The organism is Sphingomonas sp. AP28 (genome assembly GCF_056680455.1).
In genome coordinates this window covers 3678048-3703912 of the sequence record NZ_CM155283.1, presented here as the reverse complement: position 1 = coordinate 3703912, position 25865 = coordinate 3678048, and the positions used below count along the sequence as shown (strand labels likewise).

16 protein-coding genes are annotated in these 25865 nt (G+C 67.2%); 11 read left to right on the top strand and 5 right to left on the bottom strand.

Going from position 1 to position 25865, the window contains the following annotated elements:
- Positions 1-20 precede the first annotated feature (20 nt).
- On the bottom strand, positions 21-2945 hold the full coding sequence (gene galA, locus AC1MH0_RS17030) for a beta-galactosidase GalA (protein ID WP_480963736.1): 2925 nt from the start codon (positions 2943-2945) through the stop codon (positions 21-23).
- Positions 2946-2967: 22 nt separating this feature from the next.
- The gene (locus AC1MH0_RS17025) at positions 2968-3705 is read right to left on the bottom strand and encodes a GntR family transcriptional regulator (RefSeq protein WP_056062350.1); all 738 of its coding nucleotides are present in this window, start codon (positions 3703-3705) and stop codon (positions 2968-2970) included.
- Positions 3706-3956: 251 nt separating this feature from the next.
- Here AC1MH0_RS17025 and AC1MH0_RS17020 point away from each other — a divergent pair, with 251 nt between their 5' ends.
- The 9 genes from AC1MH0_RS17020 (at position 3957) to AC1MH0_RS16980 (ending at position 18474) form a co-directional block, all read left to right on the top strand.
- Complete coding sequence (locus tag AC1MH0_RS17020) at positions 3957-6278, top strand: beta-N-acetylhexosaminidase (RefSeq protein WP_480963735.1); 2322 nt, start codon at positions 3957-3959, stop codon at positions 6276-6278.
- Positions 6278-8863 carry a beta-mannosidase gene (locus AC1MH0_RS17015; protein WP_480963734.1) on the top strand — a complete coding sequence of 862 codons (2586 nt, stop codon included), beginning with the start codon at positions 6278-6280 and terminating at the stop codon, positions 8861-8863. The genes AC1MH0_RS17020 and AC1MH0_RS17015 overlap by 1 nt, the downstream gene beginning before the upstream one ends.
- Complete coding sequence (locus tag AC1MH0_RS17010; RefSeq protein WP_480963733.1) at positions 8860-11394, top strand: glycoside hydrolase family 3 C-terminal domain-containing protein; 2535 nt, start codon at positions 8860-8862, stop codon at positions 11392-11394. The genes AC1MH0_RS17015 and AC1MH0_RS17010 overlap by 4 nt, the downstream gene beginning before the upstream one ends.
- Before the next feature lie 11 nt (positions 11395-11405).
- A complete protein-coding gene (locus AC1MH0_RS17005; RefSeq protein ID WP_480965778.1) occupies positions 11406-12836 on the top strand; it encodes a glycoside hydrolase family 125 protein in 1431 nt (476 codons plus the stop codon).
- A complete protein-coding gene (locus AC1MH0_RS17000; protein ID WP_480963732.1) occupies positions 12833-15130 on the top strand; it encodes a GH92 family glycosyl hydrolase in 2298 nt (765 codons plus the stop codon). The genes AC1MH0_RS17005 and AC1MH0_RS17000 overlap by 4 nt, the downstream gene beginning before the upstream one ends.
- A gap of 18 nt (positions 15131-15148) precedes the next feature.
- Positions 15149-17071 carry an alpha-L-fucosidase gene (locus tag AC1MH0_RS16995; RefSeq protein WP_480963731.1) on the top strand — a complete coding sequence of 641 codons (1923 nt, stop codon included), beginning with the start codon at positions 15149-15151 and terminating at the stop codon, positions 17069-17071.
- Positions 17072-17122: 51 nt separating this feature from the next.
- Positions 17123-17416 carry a DUF1330 domain-containing protein gene (locus AC1MH0_RS16990; RefSeq protein WP_120299685.1) on the top strand — a complete coding sequence of 98 codons (294 nt, stop codon included), beginning with the start codon at positions 17123-17125 and terminating at the stop codon, positions 17414-17416.
- 128 nt (positions 17417-17544) lie between these two features.
- A complete protein-coding gene (locus AC1MH0_RS16985; protein WP_480963730.1) occupies positions 17545-17841 on the top strand; it encodes a hypothetical protein in 297 nt (98 codons plus the stop codon).
- 81 nt (positions 17842-17922) lie between these two features.
- Positions 17923-18474, top strand: a complete 552-nt coding sequence (locus tag AC1MH0_RS16980) for a glycine zipper 2TM domain-containing protein (protein WP_480963729.1) — start codon at positions 17923-17925, stop codon at positions 18472-18474.
- A 130-nt stretch (positions 18475-18604) separates the two neighbouring features.
- Here AC1MH0_RS16980 and AC1MH0_RS16975 read toward each other — a convergent pair whose 3' ends face one another.
- Positions 18605-20734 carry a prolyl oligopeptidase family serine peptidase gene (locus AC1MH0_RS16975; protein WP_480963728.1) on the bottom strand — a complete coding sequence of 710 codons (2130 nt, stop codon included), beginning with the start codon at positions 20732-20734 and terminating at the stop codon, positions 18605-18607.
- A 58-nt stretch (positions 20735-20792) separates the two neighbouring features.
- Between AC1MH0_RS16975 and AC1MH0_RS16970 the strand changes: the two genes are divergently transcribed.
- A complete protein-coding gene (locus AC1MH0_RS16970) occupies positions 20793-22208 on the top strand; it encodes an MFS transporter (protein ID WP_480963727.1) in 1416 nt (471 codons plus the stop codon).
- 362 nt (positions 22209-22570) lie between these two features.
- On the opposite strand, the gene AC1MH0_RS16965 is transcribed toward AC1MH0_RS16970, so the two are convergent.
- Positions 22571-24310, bottom strand: a complete 1740-nt coding sequence (locus AC1MH0_RS16965; RefSeq protein WP_480963726.1) for a DUF885 domain-containing protein — start codon at positions 24308-24310, stop codon at positions 22571-22573.
- A 125-nt stretch (positions 24311-24435) separates the two neighbouring features.
- On the opposite strand from AC1MH0_RS16965, the gene AC1MH0_RS16960 reads away from it, so the two are divergent.
- Entirely contained in the window at positions 24436-25260 is an 825-nt protein-coding gene (locus AC1MH0_RS16960; protein WP_353470795.1) for an alpha/beta fold hydrolase, read from the top strand.
- Between the two features lie 138 nt (positions 25261-25398).
- Here the strand turns inward: AC1MH0_RS16960 and AC1MH0_RS16955 are convergent, their stop codons facing one another.
- Complete coding sequence (locus AC1MH0_RS16955; RefSeq protein ID WP_055878455.1) at positions 25399-25725, bottom strand: FtsB family cell division protein; 327 nt, start codon at positions 25723-25725, stop codon at positions 25399-25401.
- Between the last annotated feature and the right edge of the window lie 140 nt (positions 25726-25865).

Genomic DNA, 25865 nt, shown 5'->3' with positions numbered 1-25865 from the left:
CGGGGGAGGATCGAGCAGTGTCAGCGCGCACGCGGTTCCAGCGACACCGGCCCGACGATACCAGAAACCCCGTCCGCAGCAGCTTCCACCACCAGCACGATCTGGCGCGCGCCGCCGCCCGCGGGCAACGCTGCTTCCAGCGGCCCAGCCTCCACCCCAGTCTTCGACGCGAGCCGCCGGCCATCGACCCATAGTTCCGCCTTGCCCGCGATCGCGCCGAAGCGGATCGTGCCGCCCTCCGCACCGATCCGCCGCCACGGCGTCACGCTCACACGGTAGAGCCGCCAACGCCCCTCCGCCGCAGCCTGCACCGGCGTGCCGCTCCGCACGAACGCCCAGCTGTTATTATCGCCATCGATCGGCGCCAGCGCAGGATCGGGACGCGCAGCGAACGCCGGCGAGCGACGCCACTCCCGGATCGCCTGCCCCCCATAAGTCGCGGCCATCTGCGCGCGCGGTGCGATCGCTGCCCGGTCGATCACCAGCCGCGCCGGCTTGAGCCCCGGCGCGGTCGCCGTCATCACGATCCGCCCACGACCCGTCCCCGCCTGCACGATGACCTGCGCCAGCCCGTTGAACAACGACCGCGCATTGCCCTTCTCCGGCTCATGGCTGTTCGGATCGCCATTACCGACACCGATGATCGCCGCGCCGTCGACCGAGAATTGCGTCGACAGGTTCGCAGTCGGTACGTGACGCCCGGCGGCATCGATCGCGTCGATCGTCACCGGCTGCGTATCCTCGTCGTCGCCCGCCATCACGGTCCGCGCCGGCGTCAGCCGCAGCGCAGCCGGCTTGCCGACGGTCTCGTGCGCGGCCGTCGCGACGACCTTGCCGCCGCGCATCGCGACAACCTCGATCCGTCCCGGCGCATAGGGCACGCTGAACTCGTTGCCCATGATCCGGTCGACCACCTGCTCGCCGACCTTCCGGCCGTTCAACCGCAACTCGACGCGCTCGGCATTGCTCATCACCAGCACCACGACTGGCTGCCCCTCGCGTCCCGGCCAAGTCCAGTGCGGCGTAAGACTGACGACCGCAGCATCATCGACCCAGTGCGCACGATGAATATCGAACGCAGTCTTCGGGAACCCGCACAGGTCGAGGATGCCGAAGAAACTGGAGATCGTCGGCCATTCGTGCGGCGTCGGCTCGCCGTGGTAATCGAACCCGGTCCACACGAACCCGCCCGCGACGAACGGGCGATCGGCGATCTTCTTCCACGTCGCGCGGTGCGTATCGCCCCAGCTCGCCGCCTCGACATCATCGGACGACTGGACATGCGCGGCAGGATCACTAGCGAACGCGCCGCGCGTTTCATAGGCGCTGGTATCCTCCGAGCTCGTCATCGGCTTGGTCGGGTTGAGCTGGTGGAACCGGTCGTAGTCGCCCTGATAATAGTTGAAGCCGACCACGTCGAAAATGCTCGACACGTTGATCGGATCGAAGAACGCGCCGTTCATCGCGCCCGTTACCGGGCGGCTGTCGTCGAGCGCGTGCGCCGCGTGCGCCATCCGCCGCAGCATCTCGACGCCAGCCTCGGTGCCCTGCATCGGCTCCTCGTTGAACACCGACCACAGGATCACGCTCGGATGGTTGCGATCGCGGCGGACCATCCATTCGAGCTGCGCCATGTAATCGGGCGCGGGATTGAACTGGCGGTTCTCGTCCATCACGACGAAGCCCATCTCGTCGCACAGGTCGAGCAGCTCGGCGGCCGGCGCATTGTGCGAACAGCGGATCGCGTTGCAGCCCATCGCCTTCAGCCGCTCCAGCCGCCAGCGCAGCAGCGCATCGGGGATCGCCGTGCCGACCCCGGCGTGATCCTGGTGCAGGCACACGCCCTTCAGCTTCACCGACTTGTCGTTGAGCAGGAAGCCACGGTTCGCATCGAACCGGATCGTGCGGAAGCCGACCGGGATCCGCCGCTCGTCGACGATCGCCCCGTCGCGCAGGACATGCGTCACGACGGTGTAAAGCGTCGGAGTCTCGATCGACCACAGGCGCGGCGCAGGCACGGCCAGCGTCAATGCCGCAGTCGCGCGCTCCAACGGCAGGACCGTCGCGGTCGCCTCCGCCCCCGCCACGCGCTTGCCGTCGGGATCGAGCAGCGCGACATCCACCATCACGCCGACCGCCGCGCGATCGATGCTGCCGAGCTTCACTTCGACCGGCACGCTCCACGCACCGTCAGCGCCGCGCCTAGGATCGCAGTGCACGCCGTCCGTCACGATCGCCACTGATGCGCGGCGGATCAGCCACGCATGGCGATAGATCCCCGCGCCCTCATACCACCAGCCCTCCATCGCCTGCGCATCGACGCGCACCGCGATCACGTTGAGGTCGTCGCCGAACCGCGCGAACGGCGTCAGGTCGATCTCGACGCTGTTATACGCCGACCAGTTGTGCGCGACGACGCTGCCATTGACCCAGACCGTCGCGTTGGTCGCGATCCCGTCGAACTGCAGCCCGATCGTCTTGCCGCGGTCCGCCGGATCGAGCCGTAGAGTCCGCCGGTACCAGCCGATCCCCCGCGCGCGAAAGCCCTGCGAGATGTTGGCGGTCTTCACGAACGGCTGCGCGGAGGCCCAGTCGTGCGGCAACCGCACCGACTGCCAGTCGGAATCGTCATCGGAATCGTCATACGCCATCGCCGCGGCGCCGAGTGCGTTACCCGCCTTCACGCTCAGATACGTCGCGTTGTGGCCGTCGGGCGCGGGCGCGATCACGTCGCCCTCGTGGAACAGCCAGCCGCGCTCGATCAGCGTCCGCGACGGATCCTGCACCAGCGCGCGCGGCGGCAGGGTTCGCGACGGCTGCGGCATGGGCAGCGCGCCGGCACTGCCCTGCGCCTTGACGCTAGCCGCGAACCCGGTCTCGATCGGCCCTACGACCAGAGAAGCACCGGCGCCCGCCGTGCCAACAAGAAGCTCACGTCGGTTCATCGGGCACTCTCGGTATTAAAGGTCAGATATCGGCGAGTTCGGCGACGAAATCGTACGCATCGCCGCGGTAATAGGAGCGCGTGAACTCCGCGGCCCGGCCATCACGCAGGAAGCCGCGGCGCTCGATCAGCAGCCCGGCATGGCCCGCGTCGACGCCCAGCATCCGCGCATGCTCGCCGCCGAACGGCACCGCGCGCAGGCGTTGCAGCGCGCGAACCGGCCGGCTCCCGGCGTTCTCGAGCGCGGTGTAGAGCGAGTCATCGACCACCTCGACCGACGGCAGGCAATATCCCGCGATGGTCGAGAATTCGAGCGCCATCGCCTCTTCGTCGGCATAGCGTATGCGGTTGAAGCGGAACACTGCCGCCCCCGGCGACAACCCCAGCGCCATCGCCTCCTCCGGGTTCACCTGCCCCGCCGAGCGCGAAATCCAGCTGCTGCTCGACGTGCGGCCCCGTGCCGCCATGTCCTCGCTGAACGACGACAGCTTCGAAAAGCTCTTCTCCACGCGCCCGGCGACGAACGTCCCCGCCCCGCGCCTGCGCGTGAGCAGCCCCTCCTCGACCAGTCCGCCGATCGCCTTGCGCACAGTGATCCGCGAAACGTCGTACTCGATCGCGAGATCGCGCTCGGCCGGGATCGCATTGCCTTGTACCAACAGCTTCTCGCCGATCGCGTTGCGGATCAGTTCCTGCAACTGGAGGTAGAGCGGCGATGGATTTCCCTTGCGAAAGCGTCCGATGTCATCGGAAAACGCCATGTATTCCCCCTCCGACCGGCAGCTCAAAGCGAGCCTTGCCGCGTCCCTTATGGTAGCGTAGCCAAGGACCGCGTGGTGGGCAACCAGACTAAATCCATGGGCCATATTGGTATGTCCCATGACCGCCCCATGTCCGATCTTCTGTCAGAGCAGGACAAGCTTGCTGTCAAATGACGGGGTTGTGTCTGGACTTATATTGGTTACATTCCTCGACCAGCGGCCGTCAGGAGCCGATACAGGGAGCAGTCGACATGCGTGCAACCGCGAACCGAAATGCCGGGCGCTGGCTGACGGCGACGGCGCTGCTTCCCGCCGCTTTCTGCGCGATCCCGGCCCAGGCGCAGGACCGCCTGCCGCTGGTACCGCAACCTTCGGCAATCACGCGTACCGCCGGCAGTTTCACGATCGCCAACGGTGCGACGATCACAGCCGATCCTTCTGACACCGGTGCCGCCGCCGCAGCGCGCCTGCTCATCGCGCATGTTAAGACCGAGCGTGGGCTCGCTCGCCAGACGTCGCCGAACGGCACGATCCGCTTCGTCCGCGATGCCGCGATCAAGGGCGCTGAGGCATACCGGCTGGTCGTCGATGCTTCGGGGGCCAAGATCACCGCGTCGGGCGACGCCGGGCTTCTCTACGGCGCGATGACGCTTGCGCAACTTATCAGCCCCGATCGCGCGTTCGGCCAGCCGGTCCGCATCCCGGCGGTGACGATCGACGACGCCCCCCGCTTCGGCTGGCGTGGGCTGATGGTCGACTCCGCACGGCATTTCCAGTCGCTGCCCTCGATCTACGCGATCGTCGACCAGATGGCGTCGGTGAAGCTCAACACGCTGCACCTCCATCTGTCGGACGACCAGGGCTGGCGGTTCGAGGTGAAGGCCTATCCCAAGCTCACCGAGATCGGCAGCATCCGCACCAGCCCCTCGACCGGTGAAGCACCCGGTACGCGCGTCGGCGGCTTCTATACGCAGGACGAACTGCGCAAGCTCGTCGCCTACGCCGCCGAGCGCGGCATCGTGATCGTCCCCGAGATCGACCTGCCCGGCCATGCGCAGGCACTCGTCGCGGCCTATCCCGAGCTCGGCGTGATCGGCGACACGCCACAGGTTAGCAACGCATGGGGCGTCAACCCGTACCTCTTCAACCCCGGCCCCAAGGGCATCGCCTTCGTCAAGACGGTGCTCGACGAACTGATGGCGGTGTTCCCCGGCACCTATATCCATCTCGGCGGCGACGAGGCGGTCAAGGACCAGTGGGAACGCAGTCCCGAGGTCCAGGCGCAGATGGCGAAGCTCGGCATCAAGGACGAGAACGGCCTGCAAAGCTGGATGATCGACCAGTTCGGCACCTATCTGGCCAGCAAGAAGCGTCGCCTGATCGGCTGGGACGAAATCCTCGAAGGCGGCCTTCCCGCATCCGCTTCGGTGATGTCGTGGCGCGGCGAGAAGGGCGCGGTCGATGCCGCGAACCAGAACCACGACGTCGTGCTGTCGCCCGCACCGACGCTGTATTTCGACAATCTGCAAAGCGATCGCCGCGACGAACCACCCGGCCGCCTCGCAATCCAGTCGCTCGCAACGGTCTACAATTACGAGCCGATGCCGACGGGCATCTCGGCGGACAAGGCACAGCACGTGCTCGGCGCGCAGGCCAATCTGTGGAGCGAATACATCGTCACGCCGTACCAGATGCAGCACCTGATCTTCCCGCGCGCCGCTGCGCTTGCGGAGATCACGTGGTCGGGCAAGGACAAGCGCGACTTCACCGGCTTCCTCGACCGGGTCCAGCCGCAGATTCAGCGCTGGCGGAAGTCGGGGCTGGAGGTCGCGGACAGCGCGTTCGCAGTCGGCTACACGCTCGAGGGCACGCCCGGCGATGCGCTCCGCACGAACAAGGCAAAGGTCGTGCTCGCCACGCAAGCGCCGTACGGCACGATCCGCTACACGCTCGACGGCAAAATGCCGACCGCGCGCTCGACCGCCTACACCGCACCGCTGTCGGTCAAGCCCGGTGTGTCGATCCGTGCCGCCGCGTTCGATGCGAGTGGCCAGCCGGTCGCAGAACCTCGCCTGTTCGAGACCGGGCGCCAGGCGCTGCTGACCCGCACCGCGTCCGACATGATCGCCTGCCCTGCCGGTTCGCTCATCCTCCGCCTACCGCTGACCTCCGAGGCACAGACCAATGCGCCGGTGTTCAACGCCGACATCTTCGATACTTGCACCGCCTACCCCGCCGCGCCGATGGATGTCGCCAAGGGGTTCACGATCGATATCGCCCGCTTGCCGCGCAACTGGGGCCTAGCCCACGACGTCACCAAGGTCCGCCAGCATTACAACGTGACGCCGCACGGCGAGCTGATGGTGCTGGTCGGCTGCACCGTGAAGGGCGCGAAACCGGTGATCGCCGGCACCTTCCCGCTGCCCGATCCGAAGACCGCGCCGACGCGCTTCAGCGTGAAGGGGACGTTGCCGACGATTACCGGAGACCGCGACATCTGCCTCCAATTCACCTCCCCCACGTCCGACCCGTTCTACGCGGTCGAGCGCATGACCCTGTCGGAGACACGCTGATGCGTCGCTGGTTCGTCCTTCCCCTGATCGCGCTCGCCACGCCTGCGCTCGCCTCGCCCAAGACCGTCGTGCCGCTCGACGGCGCGTGGCAGGTGCGGATCGATCCGACCGACTCCGCCGCGATTGCCGCGCACAAGCGCGAGGCCACGTGGCTGCCGGCGGCCGTCCCCGGATCGGTGCAGCAGGACCTGATCGCGGCGCACCGCGTGCCCGATCCGTTCAAGGGCACGAACGAGGCGGCGATCCAGTGGGCGGGGCTGACCAAATGGCAGTTCCGCCGGGTGTTCGACGTCACCCCGGCGATGATGCAGCGCAATCACCTGGACCTCGTGTTCGACGGGCTCGACACGTACGCGACGGTCAGCGTCAACGGCACGGTGCTGCTGACCACCGACAACGCGCACCGGCGCTGGCGCGTCGATGCGCAGCCGGTCCTGAAGGTCGGCCGCAACGAGGTGCTGGTGACGATCGCCTCGCCGATCCGCACGCTCCAGCCGATGGTGCTCGCCGAGAAGAACCCGCTGCCCGGCGAATATGACAGCGCGTTCGGCGACGAGCCGAAGGGCAAGCAAACCTCGCCCTATATCCGCAAACCCAAATACAATTATGGTTGGGACTGGGGTCCCCGCATCGTCAACACCGGCATCTGGCGGCCGGTCCGGCTGGAGATCTGGGACGACGCGCGGATCGACACGCTCCGCGTCGACCAGGAGGCACTGACGCCGACCGAAGCGCGGCTGTCGGCCAAGCTCGACCTCGCCGTCGAGACGCCCGGCGTCGCGACGATCCGCGCCGCGGTCACCGGCCCGGACGGCAAGACGGTCTCGGTCGACCGGACGGTGACGCTCGTTAAGGGCAACAACGCGGTCTCGATCCCGCTGGCAATCGCCGACCCCAAGCGTTGGCAGCCGGTCGGTTACGGCGCGCATCCGCTCTACACCGTCACCGCCTCACTGGGCGGCGCGGAGCCGACTCCCGAGGACAGCGTGACCAAGCGGATCGGCCTGCGCACGGTCGAGCTGATCCGCAAGGACGGCAGCTTCGGGTTCAAGGTCAACGGCACGCCGATCTTCGCCAAGGGCGCGAACATCATCCCGTTCGACAGTTTCCCGGCGCGCGTCACGCCTGCCTATATGGAGACGATCCTGAAGGGCGCGCGCGACGCCAACATGAACATGGTCCGCATCTGGGGCGGCGGGACCTATCTCGACGACGCGTTCTACGACATCGCCGACCGCATGGGCCTGATGGTGTGGCAGGACTTCATGTTCGGCGGCAGCGTCACGCCGCCCGACGCCGCCTTCCGCGAGAACGTCCGGATCGAGGCCGAGGAACAGGTCGCGCGGATCGGATCGCACCCTTCCGTCGTGCTGTGGGCCGGCGGCAACGAGGTTTTGTCGGGCTGGGAAAACTGGTCCGACCGGAAAGCGTTCAAGAAGGCGGTCGGTGCCGACGAACAGGAGCGCATCGGCGCCGGCATGGCCGTGCTGTTCGACCGCGTGCTACGCGAAGCCGTAACGCGCAACGCCCCCGGCACGCCCTATTGGCCGGGCTCGCCCTCGACCGATTACGAGGGCCCCGTCGACACCGACAAGGACGGCGACCGCCATTTCTGGGACGTCTGGTCGGGCTCCAAGCCGGTCGAGAACTATCTCGACAGCTGCCCGCGCTTCATGTCCGAATACGGCTTCCAGTCGATGCCCGACCTGTCGACGATCCGCGAATTCGCCGGCAAGGGTACGCTCACCGCGGACAGTCCGGTGATGAAGGCGCACCAGAAGTTCCTCGCCGGCGAAGGCAATGAGCGGCTGATGATGTACCTGCGCGATCGGTTGCGCCCCGCGCGCGATTTCGCCGATCTCGTCTACCTCACGCAGGTCAACCAGGCCGAGGCGATCCGCATCGCCGCCTCGCATCACCGCGCCTGCCGCCCGGTGACGATGGGCTCGCTCTACTGGCAGCTCAACGACGTCTGGCCCTCGATCAGCTGGGCGAGCATCGATCATGCCGGCCGGTGGAAGCTCCTCAACTACGCCGCCCGGCGGTTCTTTGCGCCGCAAGCGATCGTCGCCGAGCGGAAAGATGGCGCGACGCGCATCTCGCTGATCTCCGATGCGACCACGCTGGTCGACTCCCGCTGGCGGGTGCGGACGATGACGATGGACGGCAAGGTGTTGAAGGACACCACCGCCGCGCTGATGCTCGAGCCGCTCTCGTCGAGACTGGTCGCGACGCTGTCCGACGATGCGCTGTTCGGTACCGCCGCGCCGACCGCCAGCTACGCGGTCGCCGATCTCCAGCTCGATAACGGCGGCACGAGCCGGGCGATCATCGAACGCGCCCTGCCCAAGGACATGGCGTATCCCGACCCCGGCCTCAGCGTTCGCTGGACCGGCCACGACGTGAAGATCACCGCGACCAACCTTGCCCGCGCGGTCATGCTCGATTTCGGCGCGGTCGCCGCCCAGCCGTCCGACGACGGCTTCGACCTGTTGCCCGGCGAGAGTGTCACCATCCATGTCGTCTCCGACGCCTCCGCAGCAACGTTGCGGAAAGCGCTTACTTTGAGGACCCTCGCCCGATGATCTGGCTCCTGCTCGCGTCCGCCGACCCGGTGGCGACTGCCGTCGCGCAAATGTCGCTCGAACAAAAGGCGGCACAGTTGCAGAGCACCGTGCCCGCCGATCCGAAAGCCGGCCTGCCCGCATACGACTGGTGGAACGAGGGGCTGCACGGCCTCGCGCGCAACGGCCACGCCACCGTCTTCCCGCAGGCGATCGGCATGGCCGCGACCTGGGACACCGCGCTCGTCGCTAAGATCGGCGACGTCGTCGCGACCGAGGCGCGCGCGCGCTTCAATGCGCAGGACGTCGGCGCTAACCGCAAGATCTACGAAGGGCTGACGATCTGGTCGCCCAACATCAACATCTTCCGCGATCCACGCTGGGGCCGCGGCCAGGAAACCTACGGCGAGGACCCGTATCTGACCGGTCGCCTCGGCGTCGCGTTCATCGGCGGGTTGCAGGGCCCCGACCCGCTCCACCCCAAGGTCATCGCCACCCCCAAGCACTTCGCGGTGCACAGCGGCCCCGAAGCCGGCCGCGACAGCTTCGACGTCGATCCCAGCCCCTATGACCTGGAGGCGACCTACTTTCCCGCATTCCGGCTCGCCGTGACCGAGGGCAAGGCGCAGTCGCTGATGTGCGCGTACAACTCGATCCACGGCGTCCCGGCCTGCGCATCGTCGGCGTTGATGGTCGACCGGCTGCGGCGCGACTGGGGGTTCAAGGGCTTCACCGTGTCGGACTGCGACGCGGTGTCGAACATCAGCCTCTACCACCACTACCGCCTCGACGCCGCGGGCGCCGCCGCCGCCGCGGTTCGTGGCGGCACCGACCTCAACTGCGGCAGCGCCTACGCCGCCCTCCCCGCCGCGGTGCGCCAGGGTCTCGTCACCGAAGCCGAGGTCGACACCGCGTTGATCCGCGCGCTCGAAGCGCGCCGCGCGCTCGGCACCGTGTTCGGCGCGGCCAACCCGTGGCGCAGCATCCGCACCGATCAGGTCGACACCCCCGCCCACCGCGCACTCGCGCTCGACGCGGCCCGGAAGTCGATCGTCCTGCTCAAGAACGACGCGAACCGCCTGCCGTTGAAGCCCGGCAGCCGGATCGCGGTGATCGGCGCGGACGCCGACGATCTCGGCGTGCTGCAGGGCAATTACCACGGCACCGCAGTCGCGCCCGTCACGCCGCTGGAGGGCATCCGCAAGCAGTTCGGCGCCGCCAACGTCCGCTACGCGCAAGGCTCGTCACTAGCCGACGGCGCGGCCGTGCCAGTCCCCGAGACCGTCTTCGCCGGCGGCCTGAAGACCGAGTATTTCGCCGCGCTGGCGGGCGTCGGCGCACCGACCCTGACCCGCACCGATCGCCACATCGACATCGACCACAACCGCGCGAGCCCCGCCCCCGGCCTCGCCAAGACGTTTGGCGTGCGGTGGACCGGGACCTTCACGCCCCCCGCAGCCGGCACCTATCCGCTGGTCGTCGACGTCCCCGCCTGCTGGAAGGATTGCTCGACGCACGACGCGGTCCGGCTCTGGATCGGCGACCGCCAGCTCTCGGCAGGCGAGGTCAAGAAGGGCCGCGTCGAGGTCACGCTGACCAGCGACGGCAAGCCCGTCCCGTTCCGCCTCGAACTCGATCACAGCAGCGACGACGAAGGCGTCCGCCTGCTCTGGAGCCCACCCGCACAGCCGTTGCTCGACCAAGCCATCGCCACCGCTCGTGACGCCGATGTCGTGGTCGCCGTGATGGGCCTGTCGCCCGATCTCGAAGGCGAAGCACTCTCGGTCAGCGTCCCCGGCTTCGTCGGCGGCGACCGCACCGACATCGGCCTGCCTCCAGCGCAGGTCCGCCTGCTCGAAGCGCTGAAGGCCACCGGCAAGCCCATCGTCCTCGTCCTCACCAGCGGCAGCGCGGTCGCGGTCGATCCGGCATCGGCTGACGCGATCCTCGCCGCCTGGTATCCGGGACAAGCCGGCGGCACCGCGATCGCCGAGACGCTGGCCGGGCTCAACAACCCGTCGGGCCGCCTCCCCGTCACCTTCTACAAGACCACCGGCGACCTGCCCGCCTTCACCGACTACACGATGAAGGAGCGCACCTACCGCTACTTCACCGGCACGCCGCTCTGGGGTTTCGGCCACGGCCTGAGCTACACGAACTTCGCCTACGCCATGACGAAGCCCGCACTCAGCGTCGCCGCCGGACAGCCGCTGACCGTCACCGCCAAGCTGTCGAACGCCGGCAATCGCGCCGGTGAAGAAGTCGTCCAGGCCTACCTCGTAGCGCCCGCCGCCAAGGCCGGCGGTCCGACCACGCCCGTCCTCCAGCGCCAGCTCGTCGGCTTCGGCCGCGTCGCGCTGAAGGCGGGCCAATCGCGCACCGTGCCGATCACCATCGATCCCCGCTCGATGAGCAGCGTCGCGCGCAACGGCACGCGGACGATCGTCCCCGGCGCCTACCGCCTCTATATCGGCGGCGGCCAGCCCGTCGACGGCGCGGGCCAGTGGAGCGACCTGACGATCACCGGCGCGACGGTGGAGCTGCCTAAGTGAGCGCCACCAACATGGACCGCCGCACCGTCATGGCCGGCGGCGTAGCGGGAGGCCTCGCGCTCGTCGGCACGCCCGCCTTCGCCGCCCGCCCCTCGCTGCCGAGCAAGCGCCCCGCGCTCGCCGACCGCAACTTTACCAGCCGCTTGGTCGAACGCGAGATCGCGCGCGTCTCCGCCCGGATCGGCGACCCGAAGCTCCGCTGGATGTTCGGCAACTGCTACCCGAACACGCTCGACACCACCGTCCGCATGTCGACGATCGGCGGCGCGCCCGATGCGTTCGTCATCACCGGCGACATCCCCTGCCTCTGGCTCCGCGATAGCTCCGCGCAGCTCCGCCCCTACCTCCATCTCGTCCGCGAAGATCCGGCGCTACGCACGCTCTTCCGCGGCCTGATCGCGCGCCAGTCGCGCTCGATCCTGATCGACCCCTACGCCAACGCGTTCATGGAAAGCCCCACCGCGAAGACCGACCTCAGCTGGGCCCTCAAGGATCAGACCGAGATGAAACCCGGCGTCGCGGAGCGCAAATGGGAGATCGACTCGCTCTGCTATCCGATGCGCCTCGCCTACGGCTATTGGCAGGCGACGCGCGACGCGACGCCGTTCGACGCGACCTGGGCCGAGGCCGCGCGCGCGAGCATCCGCACCTACCGCGAGCAACAGCGCAAGGACGGTCGCGGCCCCTACAGCTTCCTGCGATCCTCGAACCGCAACACCGAGACGATGGCTCTCGAAGGCTGGGGCAATCCCGCCAAGCCCAACGGCCTGATCCAGTGCGGCTTCCGCCCCTCGGACGATGCCTGCGTCTACCCGTATCTGATCCCGTCCAACCTCTTCGCGGTCACCACCCTGCGCGAACTCGCGGTCGTCGCCAACGAAGCGCGTCACGATACCGCGCTCGCCGCCGATGCGACCGCACTCGCGAACGAAGTCGAGGCGGCCCTCGTCGCGCACGGGCGGATGCGCTTGCGCGACGGCAGCGAAGTCTGGGCTTTCGAAGTCGACGGTTTCGGCAACGCCGTCTTCATGGACGACGCCAACGTGCCGTCGCTCTCCGCGCTCGCGTACATGGGCTGCGTCCCCGCCACCGATCCGCTCTGGCGCCGCACCGCCAATGCCGCCTGGAGCGACGCGAACCCGTATTTCTTCAAGGGATCGAAGGCCGAGGGCATCGGCGGACCGCATGTCGGGCTCGGCCAGATCTGGCCGATGTCGCTGATCGTCCGTGCGCTCGCAGGCGCCGACGACGCGACCGTCCGCGCGTGCTTGCGTATGCTGCGCGACACCGATGCCGACACCGGCTTCATGCACGAGGCGTTCGACAAGGACGATCCCGCCAAGTTCACCCGGTCCTGGTTTGCCTGGGCCAACGGGCTGTTTGGGGAACTGATCGTTCAGCTTGCGAACACCCGCCCCGCACTATTGGCGAGCGCGTTATGAAGATCACACGACGCGCCCTGCTCGGCTCCAGCGGTGCGCTGGCCATCGCCGGCGCGGCCCCCGCGATCGCAAGGTCTCCAAAAGCCGCGCCCAATCTGTGGATCGGCACCGGCGGCGACGGCCATACCTATCCCGGCGCGACGATGCCGTTCGGGATGGTCCAGGTCAGCCCCGACACCGATACCGAGAATTGGGCCAACTGCTCGGGCTATCACCACGGCGACCCGACCATGATGGGCTTCTCGCACACGCATCTGTCGGGCACCGGCATCGCCGACCTGATGGACGTGCTCGTCGTCCCCTGTCGCGGCGCGGTCAAGCTGCTGCCCGGCGCACCCGACAAGCCCGGCGAAGGGTATCGCCAGACCTATACGCAGGAAGTCACCGAGCCCGGCTATTACGCCGTCACGCTAGGCAACGGCGTCCGCTCCGAACTGACCGCGGAGACGCGCGTCGGCTGGCAGCGGCACCACTTCCCCGCCGGGCCCGGCCACCTCCTGGTCGATCTCGGCAACTATCGCGACAGCCGCCCCGGCGAAGGTCCGCTGATCGACGATAGCCGTATCGAACTCGATACCGACGGCACGCTCACCGGCAGCCGCCGGACGTTCCGCTGGGCGAAGGGCCGCCGCATCCACTTCGCGATGCACGTGTCGCCAAAGCCAGACCGGATCACGCTCTACGCCGACACGCAGAGCGTCAACGGCGCGATCGTCACCGCCGACCGAGTCCGTGCGGTGCTGCATTACGACAATGCCGGTGCCGCACCGATCGTCGTCCGCACCGCCGTCTCCGCGGTCGACATGGCCGGCGCGCGCACCAATCTCGCCGCGTCCTATTTCCGCGAGTTCGACGTCGCGCGACGCCAGGCGATCCGCAACTGGGCGGACACGCTCAAGGTCGTGAAGGTCGAGGGCGGCACCGACGACGCCCGCGTGATCATGACCACCGCGCTCTACCACGCGATGATCGCGCCGACGCTCTTCTCCGACGTCGACGGCCGCTATGTCGGGCTCGATCGCGAAGTCCACAGCGTGCCCGCCGGCGAGCAGGCCTACAGCACCTATTCGACCTGGGACACGTATCGCACGCTCCACCCGCTGCTGACTTTGGTCGCGCCCGACCGCGCGAAGTCGCTGGTCCGCGACCTGATCCGCCAGACGCAGCAAAGCGCATACGGCCCGCCCTGCTGGCCGCTCCAGGGGGTCGAGACCGGCACGATGATCGGCTGGCACTCGGTCGCGATCATGGCGGAAGCCGCTGCGAAGGGCATCGACGCCGACTATGCCGCCGCATGGCCCGCGATCCGAACCCGCGCGTTCGATCCCGCCGCTCCCGACCTCGTCAACAGCCGGGCGCGCGGCACGTACATCGAGCGCGGCTATCTCCCCGCGGACGTCGTCGACGAATCGGTCAGCCGGACTCAGGAATACGCGTATGACGACTGGGCGATGGCGACGCTCGCGCAGAAGGCCGGCGCGAAGGAAGACGCCGATCGCCTGCGTCTCCGAAGCCGCAACTACCGCAACGTGCTCGATCCCGCGATCGGCCTCGCCCGACCGAAGCTTGCTGACGGTAGCTGGCTGAAGCCGTACGACCCGATCCAGCTCGGCCACACCAAGCGCTACCGCGACTTCACCGAGGCGAATGGCTGGCAGACCACGTTCCTCAACCAGCACGACCTCTACGGCCAGATCGCGCATTTTGGCGGCGACGCGAAGTTCGCTGCACGGCTCGACGCGCTGTTCGCCGCGCCGTCGACCCTGCCCAAGGACGCACCGCCCGACATCTCCGGGCTGCTCGGCCAATACGCGCACGGCAACGAACCCGATCAGCACGTGCCCTATCTCTACGCCTATGTCGGCAAGCCGTGGAAGACGCAGGCGCTCGTCCGCAAGCTGCTCGCCACGATGTACCGCAACGCGCCCGACGGGATCATCGGCAACGACGATTGCGGCCAGATGAGCGCATGGTTCGTGATGTCCGCACTCGGCTTCTATCCGGTCGATCCGGTCGCGGCGGTCTACGTGTTCGGCTCGCCGCTGTTCACCCACGCCGAAATCCGCGTCGGCAAGGGTCGCAAGCTGGTCGTCGAAGCCCCCGGCAACCGCGCCGACACGCCCTATGTCGCGGCGGTCCAGTGGAACGGCAAGCCGTGGACGAAAAGCTGGATATCGCATGCCGATCTCGCGGCCGGCGGCACGCTCCGCTTCACCATGTCGGCCACGCCGAACCCTGCATTCGGCGCGAAGCTCGCCGACCGACCGCCCTCGTTCGGCCAGCCCGCTGCCTGATACCTCCCGGAGACGATGATGACCAAAGTTTCCCGCCGCCTGCTGCTCGCCTCGGGTCTAGCCGCCACCGCCACGCCTGCGATCGGCGCCGGCCGCGAAACCGCGCCGAAACCCTGGGGCGCGACACCCTCGAAGCGCCAACTCGCCTGGCACGCGCGCGAGCAATACGCATTCGTCCATTTCTCGATCAACACCTTCACCGATCGCGAATGGGGCTATGGCGACGAGGATCCGAAGCTCTTCAACCCGACCGACTTCTCGCCCGACCAGATCGTCGCCGCGGCCAAGGCAGGCGGGATGCGCGGCATTATCCTGACCGCCAAGCATCATGACGGCTTCTGCCTCTGGCCGACGATGCTCACCGAACACTGCATCCGCAACAGCCCCTACAAGGACGGCAAGGGCGACATCGTCGGCGAGATGGAGCGAGCCACCCGTCGGGCCGGGCTCGATTTCGGCCTGTATCTCTCGCCCTGGGATCGCAACCACGCCGAGTATGGCCGCCCCGCCTATGTCGAGTATTTCCGCAAGCAGGTGGTCGAGCTCTGTACGCGTTACGGCACGCTGTTCGAATTCTGGTTCGACGGCGCGAACGGCGGCGACGGCTATTATGGCGGTGCGCGCGACACGCGGAAGATCGACGCGCCAAAATACTATAACTGGCCGTCGATCGTCGCGCTGGTCCACCAGCATCAGCCGATGGCCTGCACCTTCGACCCGCTCGGCGCGGACCTGCGCTGGGTCGGGAACGAGGACGGCGTCGCCGGCGATCCGTGCTGGCCGACCATGCCGAACCATCCCTATGTCCAGTCCGAGGGCAATTCGGGCGTGCGCGGTGCGCCGCTCTGGTGGCCGGCGGAAACCGACGTCTCGATCCGGCCCGGCTGGTTCTATCACGCCGACGAGGATTCGAAGGTCAAGACGCCCGCCCGCCTGATCAAGCTCCACGACGAGTCGGTCGGTCGCGGCACCAACCTCAACCTCAACCTGCCGCCCGATCGTCGCGGCCGGCTCGCCGACATCGACGTCGAGACGCTGAAGTCCTTCGGCACGGCGCAGGCCGCGACCTTCGCCACCGATCTCGCCAAGGGCGCGGTCGCATCGGCCAGCCACGTCCGCGGAAAGACCTATGCGGCCAGCACGGTGCTCGACGGCAACCGCGACACCTACTGGTCGACGCCCGACGCCATCACCACGCCGACGCTGACGCTGGACCTCCCGCCGGGTCGATCGTTCGACCTCATCCGCCTCCGCGAGTATCTCCCGCTCGGCATCCGCGTGACCCGGTTCGCGATCGACGCCGAGATCGCTGGACAATGGCGCAAGCTCGCCGAGCATTCGGGCATCGGCCCCCAGCGCATCGTCCGCCTGGAAACGCCGATCGCCCCCCGCCGCCTGCGCCTGCGCATCCTCGAAGGCACAGCCTGCCCCGCAATCAGCGAAGTCGCGCTCTTCCGTCAGGTCGCACCCGCGCCCGTCGCGCCGGTCCGCAACACCGACACGACGACCGTCGTCACCAGCCGCTGGTCGATCGTCACCGCTACCGCGCCGGGTGCCAAGGCGCTGCTCGACGACGACAGCGCAACCGCCTGGACCATGCCCGCACCCGCGCCCGGCACACCCGCCTCGGTCACGATCGACCTCGCCGCGACGGAGACGCTCGCCGGCTTCGTCCTGATCCCGTCGCGCGCGGTGATGGCAAGGACGGCCCCGCCGAAAGGCTACCGGGTCGAGGCGAGCACCGACGGCAAGACGTGGCAGGATATCGCCAAGGGCGAACTCCCCAACATCGCCTACGCGCTCGCCGCCCAGCGGATCGCCTTCGCCCGACCGACCACCGCGCGCTACCTGCGCTTCTCGTTCGCCGAGACCGCGATTCCCGCCCAACGACTGGCGATAGCAGGCCTCGGCGCGTTCAGGCCGAAACCAGGCGCATTGTAACGGGCATAGGTATATCCGCTGCCACCCTGCCGCCGCAGAAGGAGAATCTAGATGACCGCCTATGTCGTATTCGTGCGCAACGAAGTCACCGATGCCGAAGAGATGAAGCAATATCAGGCCAAGGCACCCCTGGCCCGCGAAGGCCGCACGCTGAAGCCACTGGCGTTCTACGGCGCGGTGGAGACGCTCGAAGGTCCCGCAGTCGAGGGCGCCGTGATCCTCGAATTCCCGGACGTGGCGGAGGCGCATGCCTGGTATGACAGCCCGGCCTATCAGGACGCGTTGCAGCACCGTCTCAAGGGTGCCGACTACCGCGTGTTCGTGATCGAGGGCCTCCCCGGCTAACATAGGGGCGGCTTATCCCCGGCTGGCGCACCAACCTGTACGCCAGCCGACAACTCCGTTCAGGAACGATGTCTCTCGATAGCCGTATCAACGGCACATCCCGATTGTCGGGTTCGAGAGGACATCTCATGAAGTTTACGCATCTCATCGCTGCCGGGTTGGCCTTCGCGACACTCGGCCTCGGCGCCGCCGCTCCCGCAGAGGCACAGCGCGGGTACAGCCAGCAATATCGCGACAACGATCATCGCGGCGACCACCGCGACCATCGGGGCGACCGCCGCGACTATCGCCACAACGATCACCGCGGCGATCGTCATGACAATCGTCGCTATCGTGGTCGCGACCATGATCGTCGCAACTGGAACAACAACCGCCGCTGCCGCACCGAATGGCGCCACAACCGCCGCGTGCAGATCTGCCGCTGATACTGCGTTGACTTGAGGCGGGTGGCGGCAGCACGATGCCGCCACCCGCATTCGGCGTAACCCTTTGAAAGGATTTGAATCATGAGCCGATTCCTCGGCACGGCGGCGCTGGTCGTCGCCACCTGCCTGTCCGCTGCCACGCCCGCGCTCGCCCAGAGCAGCGCCGACGACGCGCGCTTTGCCGCCGCGCAGGCGCGACTCGACAGCGAATTGCAGATCTTCCGGACGGAATTCGATCGCTACCAGTCGGTCCGCGGCAACCGCGGCGGCTACGCGCCCCAGGGTGCCTACCGCACCGCGCCCGACCGCAGCGGCGGCTATCAGGAAGCGTATCCGGACGAGCGCGACGAGGGTAATTACGACCCCTCGCGCTATTATCGCTCAGGTTCGAACTACCAGGAGCGCGTCCTGTCGACCAACGACCGCGTCTATGCCGGCCAGGACGGCCGCTATTACTGCAAGCGTAGCGACGGCACGACCGGGCTGATCATCGGCGCAGCGGGCGGCGGCATCCTCGGCAACGTCATCGACGGCGGCCGTTCGCGGATCGTCGGCTCGCTACTGGGCGCCGCCGCAGGCGGTCTCGCGGGCCGCGCCGTGGACCAGAACAACAGTCAGGTCCGCTGCCGCTAGGTTCATGCCGCGAGCTAACTGTTCCCCCGCGAACGCGGGGGCCCAGGATCACAGGCGATACCGTTCGTGACCCTGGGCTCCCGCCTTCGCGGGAGAACGGCGGGGAGTGGCGGCGGGCGACACGAGCCCCCTACTTCGCCACCCCGACCAGCTTCTGCGTGAAATACGTCATCTGCAAAGCCTGCAACCGAGCCCCCTGCTCGATATCCGCATCGCCCGAATGACCGCCCGCCGTATCCTCATAATACAGATACGGCAGCCCATATTCCTTCAACCGCGCCGCGAACTTCCGCGCATGCTGCGGCCCCACCCGGTCGTCCTTGGTCGTCGTCCAGATATACGGCTCCGGATACGCCACGCCCTTCTTGATGTTCTGATACGGCGAGATCGTCTCGAGGAACGCCTTCTCCGCCGGCACCGTTACCGAGCCATATTCGTCGACCCAAGACGCCCCAGCTGCGATCCCCTCATACCGGATCATGTCGAGCAACGGCACCTGGATCGTCACCGCCTTCCAGAGGTCGGGATGCTGGTTGAACTCGACCCCCATCAGCAACCCGCCATTCGACCCGCCATAGATCCCCAGCTTGGCCGGGCTCGTCAGCTTCCGCGCGAACAGGTCCTTCGCCACCGCTGCGAAGTCGTCATAGATCACCTGCCGCTTGGTCTTGCGCCCGGCGTCATGCCATTTCGGCCCGAACTCCCCGCCACCGCGGATGTTGGCGAGCACATACGACCCGCCCCGCTCCAGCCAAAGCTTGCCCGTGCTCCCCGAATAGCTCGGCGTCATCGACACCTGGAAACCGCCATACGCGGTCATGATCGTCGGCGTCGTCCCGTCGAGCGTGATGCCCTTCTTGTGCACCACGAAATACGGCACCTTCGTCCCGTCGGTGGACGTCGCCTCGAACTGCTCGACGACATCGTTCGACGCATCGAACTTGGCCGGCAGCGTCTTGATCGGCTTCGGCGCAGCGCCCGTCGCGGCATCCAGCGAATAGAGCGACGTCGGCGTCAGGAACCCCGTCACCGTCAGATACGCGTCGTCGCTACGATCGGTCGTGCTCGCCACGTCGATCGAGGCGTTGTCCGGCAACGCGATCGGCTTGGCGGTCCAGCCATTCGCGCCATGCGTGTAGACCGAGGCCCGCCCGCGAACATTGTCCGACACCACCAGCAACAGCTTCGACTTGGTCAGCGCCATCCCGTCGACCGACTGGCGCGGCCCCGGCGCGAACACGATCGTAGGATTGATCGTCCCCTTTGCGACCTCGGCTAGCGGCGCCGACGCGACCGCACCCTCGGGGATCTTGCCCCACGGATCGCTGGTCGAGAAGATCACCTGCCCGTCGATCATGCCCACCGGGAACGTCCGGTCGGGCAGCGCGAGCGGCCGCGTCCCCGTCGGCGTCCAAACCAGCTTGTCCGCGCCGAAGAACGTCTTCCGCCGCTGGATCACGACCAGCCGGTTGCCCTTCTCGTCGGTCAGCACGTCCGCGCCCGTCGCGCCCTGGTCGGTCGCCGCGCCCCGGTATACCTCGGTCGCGGCGGTCAGCGGTGCCCCACGCTTCACCTGCTTCAGTACGAACGCATAGCCCGACTGAGTCGTCGTCCCCGCACCCCAGTCGCGCGCGACCAGCAGCGTATCCTTGTCGACCCAGCTCGCATCTTGCTTCGACTTCGGCAGCGTGAAGCCGTTCGCGACGAACGTGCCGGTCGACAGGTCGAACTCGCGATACGTCACCGCGTCCTCGCCACCCTCCGACAGCGCGACCAGGCACAGCCGCTCCTCGGGCTGCAGGCAGGTCGACCCCTTCCACACCCACTGCTTGCCCTCGGCCTTGCCCAGCGCATCGAGATCGAGCGCGGTCGTCCATTTCGGCGTCGCGCTCGCGTAATCGGCAGCACTCGTCCAGCGCCACAGCCCATGCGGATGCTCGGCATCGCGCCAGAAATTATAGATCCGTCCGAACATCTGGTTCGGCATCGGGATGCGATCCTTCGCCGACGCGATCGCCAGCGCCTCGGCATAGAAGGTCTTGTAGCGCGGATCGTTCTGGAGCCGTGGGAGCGTCTTCGCGTTCTCCGCCTCCACCCAGGCGAGCGGCTTCGCGCCATCCTTGTCCTCGAGCCAGATATACGGGTCGGCGGCGGTGTTCGTTGTGGTCATCGGTGCGACTTGGGCAAGCGCGGCACCGCCCGCAAGTCCGGCGCCACCGCTCAATATCGTCGCCGCAAGCATCGAAGCCAGAACCCGCATCACCGTATCTCCCTGATTTGCTTGGCGCGATACATGACGAGGTCTATCGCGGTCCGCAATGCAACCGGACCAGATATCGGCGGCCGACGGCCTGCCCAAGCCCCGCCGCTTCGTCGCCATCGCCGCGATCTCGGCAGGCACCGCGCTGACGATCATCGACGGCGGCATCGCCACCGTCGCGCTGCCGACGATCGCCCGCGACCTGAACGTCGGCAGCAGCGCGGTGGTGACCGTCGTCACGGTGTACCAGCTGATCCTGGCGATGGCGCTGCTCCCGTTCTCCGGGCTCGGCGACCGTATCGGCCTGAAGCGCATGTACCAATACGGCCAGTTGCTCTTCACGGTCGCGACGCTGCTCTGCTTCTTCGCCAAGAGCCTTCCCTTCCTGCTCGTCGTCCGCGCCGCGCAAGCCTTGGGTGCCGCGGCCGCACTGAGCGTCTCATCCGCGCTGATCCGCTCGATCTACCCGACCAAGCAACTTGGCCGCGGGCTCGGCATCAACTCGGTCGTCGTCTCCAGTTCCGCGGCACTCGCCCCGACGATCGGCGGCCTCGTCCTCGCCATCGCCCCCTGGCCCTGGGTGTTCGCCAGCGCAGTGCCGTTCGCGATCGCATCGCTGCTGCTCGGCCGCGCGCTACCCGAACCGCGGAAACACGACGAACCCTTCGACGTCCTCGGCGCAGTGATGTGCGCGGCGATGATCGGCCTCGTCATCGGCGGTGCGGAGAGCGCGGTTCACGGCGACAGCCCGATCGTCTCCGCCGCGATCGTCGCGACCGGCATCGTCATCGGCTGGTTCTTCGTGAAGCGCGAGCAGGGCGAGACCAAGCCGATCCTGCCGATCGACCTGCTCGCTCGGCCCGTCCTCGCGCTGTCGGCGATCGGTGCCTACACCGCGTTCATCGCGCAGATGACTCTGCTGCTCTCGACCCCGTTCCGCCTGACGCACGCCTATGGGTTCAGTGCGGCGGAGGTCGGTGCGGCAATCGCGCCGTGGCCGCTCGCCAACATGTTCGTCGCGCCACTCTCCGGCTGGTTGTCGGATCGCTACCCGGCCGGATTGCTCGGCGGAATCGGCATGGGCATCTCGATATGCGCGCTGCTGCTGATCGCCTACATGCCCGCGGACCCGGGGTATTTCGACATCGCGTGGCGGATGGCGTTGTGCGGCTCTGGCTTCGGGATGTTTATGGCCCCGAACGCACGGTTGATCATCGGCAGCGCGCCCCGCGAACGCGCGGCTGCGGCTGGCGGCCTCGTCTCGACGGTCCGCCTGGTAGGCCAGACCACCGGCGCCACCCTGGTAGCCGCCCTGCTGGCCATGGGCGTAGGCGCCGGCATGACCCCGCCGCTGGTCGCAGCGGGCCTAGCGCTAGTGGCAGGCCTATGCAGCCTAAGCCGCCTCCGCCCCTCGATCCGCAACCCACCGACCGAAGAAACGCAGGACGTGCAGCCGGCCTCCCAAGCGAGGTAACCTACTCCTTCTCCCCTCCGGGGAGAGGGTCGGGGTGAGGGGCAGCCAAGCAGCGCTCCGCCCGGAACAGCCCCTCACCCCAGCCCTCTCCCTAGAAGGGGGAGAGGGAGCAGCAGAAGAAGCCGAAGAAGAAGAATGTTCACCCGCGAAGGCGGGTGCCCAGTCTGTGTCCCCGCCTTCGCGGGGACACAAGCTTTTGGGAAGACCCAACGATCTCCCTAAAAATAACACCACCCCGGCGAAGGCCGGGGCCTAATTGGAAAGGTCGGCGTAACGGAGGACTGCGCGTCGTTAGCAACGTTCCCCAATTGGGCCCCGGCCTCCGCCGGGGTGGTCCGAAATAGGGGGCAACCGCCCCCAAATCAAAACGCCGCCGTCGCCTTAGTCTCCCCCATCATAGCCTTCCGCACCAAAGGAATCGGCGGTCCCCCATAACTCAGGAACTGGTCATGGAACGCCTTCCAGGCCTTCCGCCCACCCCGCGTCGCAGTCCAATCCGCCCGCAGTTTCCGGATCATCAACTTACCCATCGTATAGTTCAGATACGCCGGATCATACGTCCCCCGCGCCGCCTGCTGCTTCGCGTTCCCCTCGTCCTGGTAACACTCGTCGACGAACATCCGGAACGACTGCTCCTGCGTCATCCCCTTCGCATGCATGCGGATCGCCGAAAGATACCGGCAATCGCGCAACAGCGCGTTGGAGATCTGCCCGACATGCGTCTCAGGATCGCCGTTGTTCAGCCCGGCCTCCCACATCATTTCCTCGGCATAATGCGCCCACCCTTCCGCAAACGCATACCCCACGAAAAGCCGCCCGAAGAGCGACGGCGAGCGGTTCGCCTGCAGGAACTGGACGAAATGCCCCGGCATCACCTCGTGCACCGATGTGAACAGCAGGTCGTTCTTGCCCGGCACGAACGCGTCCTGCACCGCCTTGGTCCAGCTCGGGTCGGGCGGCGAGATATAGTAGATCGACGGCACGCCCTTATCGAACGGCCCCGGCGGATCGATATACGCCGAGTTCTGCCGGTTATACGGCGGCGATTCCTCGACCAGCGCCTGCTCGGTCCCCGGGATCGTCACCAGGTCGTGATCCACGACGAATTTCCGCAAAATCGGGATCTGCCGCCGCGCCTCTGCAACCGGCCCGCCGACCGGCTTGTTAGCATTCATCTTGTCCGTGCACGCGAGGATCGTCTGCCCCTTGGCGAATACCCCGCACGCCTGCGCCAGCGCCGCCTGGTTGCGCTTCAAGTCGGCGACACCCGCCGCCTCAAGCTGGTCGAGCGGCGTATCGACGCCCTCGGTCATCGCCACCATCCGCGCGAACTTGTCCGCCCCGAGCGCGAAATCCTGCGTCGCGGTCGCGCGCTGGCCCTCGGTCCACGTCCCCAGATCGCGCATCGCCTTCGACGCCGCCTGCGCCGCATCGGTGAGCTGCTTCTGCGCCGCCGCATCCTTCACGCCGGCAAACGCCTTCACCGCGTCGCCCGCATAATAATCCGCAAACCCGTTGAACGCCGCCGTCCCGTAACTGACGTAGCTCAGCGGCATCGGCGTCTTGAGGTTCGCCTTGATGTTGCCCGCCGCCGCCGGGATCTTCTGCAGAAACGCGGTCAGCGCCTTCATCCGGGTCGGCGCATCGGCATAGTTGCGCGCGATATACGTGTTCGGATCGAGCCCCGCGCTCACATACCACGCCGGATTATGGTGCGGCTGGTCGGCATCCTCCAGCCAGAACAGCTTCCCCTTGGCGACCTGCACCAGATAGTCGCGCTCGAACGCCTCGGCGGGTTTCAGGTCCTTGAACGCTCCAGCCTTGTCGATCGCGCCATGCAGGAAGTCCGCCTGCCGCTTCAGCCCCGCCGCGCTCCAGTCGCCCAAGCCGCCGTCATACTCGTGCTTGCCCTGATAGACCGCGTTGGCCGGATCGATCTTGAACCAGCCGTCGATGAAGCCATCGCGGAACCCCGCCCAGTCGCCCTTCGCAGCAGTCGTTGGCGCGGCTGGAGCCTGCGTGTTCGCGGTCGTCTGCGCAGGGCCGCACGCGCTCAAGGCGAGGACCGCGCCGAGCGCCGTCGTCATAAGTCCGATCCGCATCCTGTCTCCAATTCCGATTCGTCTGGCGCCATGCTGCCAGTCGATGTCTTGGTACGCCAGCATGCGGAACGGCGCGCACGATGAGCCGTTGAACGTGCATCTGCAAAGACAGACCGGAGACTTGCATGCCCTACGTAAAAACCCGCGACGGTACAGACATTTACGTCAAGGACTGGGGCACCGGTCGCCCGGTTATTTTGACGCATGGCTGGCCGCTCAACGCCGACAGCTGGGACGCGCAGGCGATGGCGCTCGCGCACGCCGGATTCCGCGCTATCGCGTACGACCGCCGAGGGTTCGGTCGCTCGGGCCAGCCCTGGACCGGCTACAACTACGACACGCTGACCGACGATCTGGCCGACGTGATGGAAGCCACCGGCGCGAACACCGACGCGACGATCGTCGGCTTCTCGATGGGTGGCGGCGAGATCGCGCGCTACATGAGCCGCTACGACGGCAAGGGCGTGGTCGCCGCCGGGCTGATCTCGTCGGTGGTGCCGTACATGCTCAAGACCGACGACAACCCGGACGGCGTCGACGAGGAAACGCTGGCCAGCATCGGCGCGAACATCGAGGATGATCGCCCGGCGTTCTTCAAGACCTTCCTCCAGCAATTCCTCGGCGTCGGATTCATCACCTCGCCGGTCAGCGACGAGGTCGTCGACTGGGTCTGGAGCCTTGCGATGCAGGCGGGCCTTCACCCGACGCTGGAATGCGCCAAGGCGTTCGGCCACACCGACTTCCGTCAGGATCTGGCCGCCTTCCGTGTCCCGACGCTGGTCGTCCACGGGACGAGCGACAAGACGGTGCCGATCGACGCCACCGGCCGCGCCGCCGCCAAGGGCATCGCGGACTCGCAGTTGGTGGAGTATGACGGCGCCCCGCACGGCCTGACGATTACCGAGAGCGATCGCTTCACCAACGACCTGCTCACGTTCCTGGGTCGGTAATTTCTGAATCCTCCCCCGCAAGGGGGAGGTGGCAGGCTCTTGCCTGACGGAGGGGGAGGTAAGCGAAACCTTTGTTCCGTATCCTCCCCCTCCGTCACCTGCGGCGACACCTCCCCCTGGCGGGGGAGGATCGAAAGACTAGTTCCCCAGCGGGACGATAACCTCGTCCGGATGCGCGACGTTCAGTTCCTTGCGGACCATCTCGTCGACCATATCCGGGTTCGCATGATCCGGGTTCAGCAACGCCACCCGGTTCTTCAAGACCTCACGCTTGCGATCGAGCGCGGCATAATCCTGCTCCCGCTTAGCAAGCTGGCGCTTGTAATCGCCATACGCGAACATCCCGTTCGGCCCGAGCACGGCATACGCGCCGAAGAACGCCATCAGCGTCAGCCCCAGCGCCGGCCACGCGGCCTTGCGCATCGTCTTCCGCAACTTGCTGGTCTTCGTCGTCACGCGTGCCATGTCGTCCTCCGGTACTCCAGATCGGTCCAATCCTGGACTTACCCGGTGCGTATACCCTCCATACACCCAACCGTCATTCCCGCGAAGGCGGGAACCCATATTGGCAAACCTCGTGACCTGGTCGCGACCGTTTGAGCATC

Coding starts and splice junctions, on each gene's coding strand:
- AC1MH0_RS16975 (WP_480963728.1), bottom strand. CDS start 20,734: ATGCGGGTTCTGGCTTCGATGCTTGCGGCGACGATATTGAGCGGTGGC.
- AC1MH0_RS16965 (WP_480963726.1), bottom strand. CDS start 24,310: ATGCGGATCGGACTTATGACGACGGCGCTCGGCGCGGTCCTCGCCTTG.
- AC1MH0_RS17010 (WP_480963733.1), top strand. CDS start 8,860: ATGATCTGGCTCCTGCTCGCGTCCGCCGACCCGGTGGCGACTGCCGTC.
- AC1MH0_RS16990 (WP_120299685.1), top strand. CDS start 17,123: ATGACCGCCTATGTCGTATTCGTGCGCAACGAAGTCACCGATGCCGAA.
- AC1MH0_RS17020 (WP_480963735.1), top strand. CDS start 3,957: ATGCGTGCAACCGCGAACCGAAATGCCGGGCGCTGGCTGACGGCGACG.
- AC1MH0_RS17025 (WP_056062350.1), bottom strand. CDS start 3,705: ATGGCGTTTTCCGATGACATCGGACGCTTTCGCAAGGGAAATCCATCG.
- AC1MH0_RS16995 (WP_480963731.1), top strand. CDS start 15,149: ATGACCAAAGTTTCCCGCCGCCTGCTGCTCGCCTCGGGTCTAGCCGCC.
- AC1MH0_RS17005 (WP_480965778.1), top strand. CDS start 11,406: ATGGACCGCCGCACCGTCATGGCCGGCGGCGTAGCGGGAGGCCTCGCG.
- AC1MH0_RS16960 (WP_353470795.1), top strand. CDS start 24,436: ATGCCCTACGTAAAAACCCGCGACGGTACAGACATTTACGTCAAGGAC.
- AC1MH0_RS16955 (WP_055878455.1), bottom strand. CDS start 25,725: ATGGCACGCGTGACGACGAAGACCAGCAAGTTGCGGAAGACGATGCGC.
- AC1MH0_RS16985 (WP_480963730.1), top strand. CDS start 17,545: ATGAAGTTTACGCATCTCATCGCTGCCGGGTTGGCCTTCGCGACACTC.
- galA (WP_480963736.1), bottom strand. CDS start 2,945: ATGAACCGACGTGAGCTTCTTGTTGGCACGGCGGGCGCCGGTGCTTCT.
- AC1MH0_RS16970 (WP_480963727.1), top strand. CDS start 20,793: ATGCAACCGGACCAGATATCGGCGGCCGACGGCCTGCCCAAGCCCCGC.
- AC1MH0_RS17000 (WP_480963732.1), top strand. CDS start 12,833: ATGAAGATCACACGACGCGCCCTGCTCGGCTCCAGCGGTGCGCTGGCC.
- AC1MH0_RS17015 (WP_480963734.1), top strand. CDS start 6,278: ATGCGTCGCTGGTTCGTCCTTCCCCTGATCGCGCTCGCCACGCCTGCG.
- AC1MH0_RS16980 (WP_480963729.1), top strand. CDS start 17,923: ATGAGCCGATTCCTCGGCACGGCGGCGCTGGTCGTCGCCACCTGCCTG.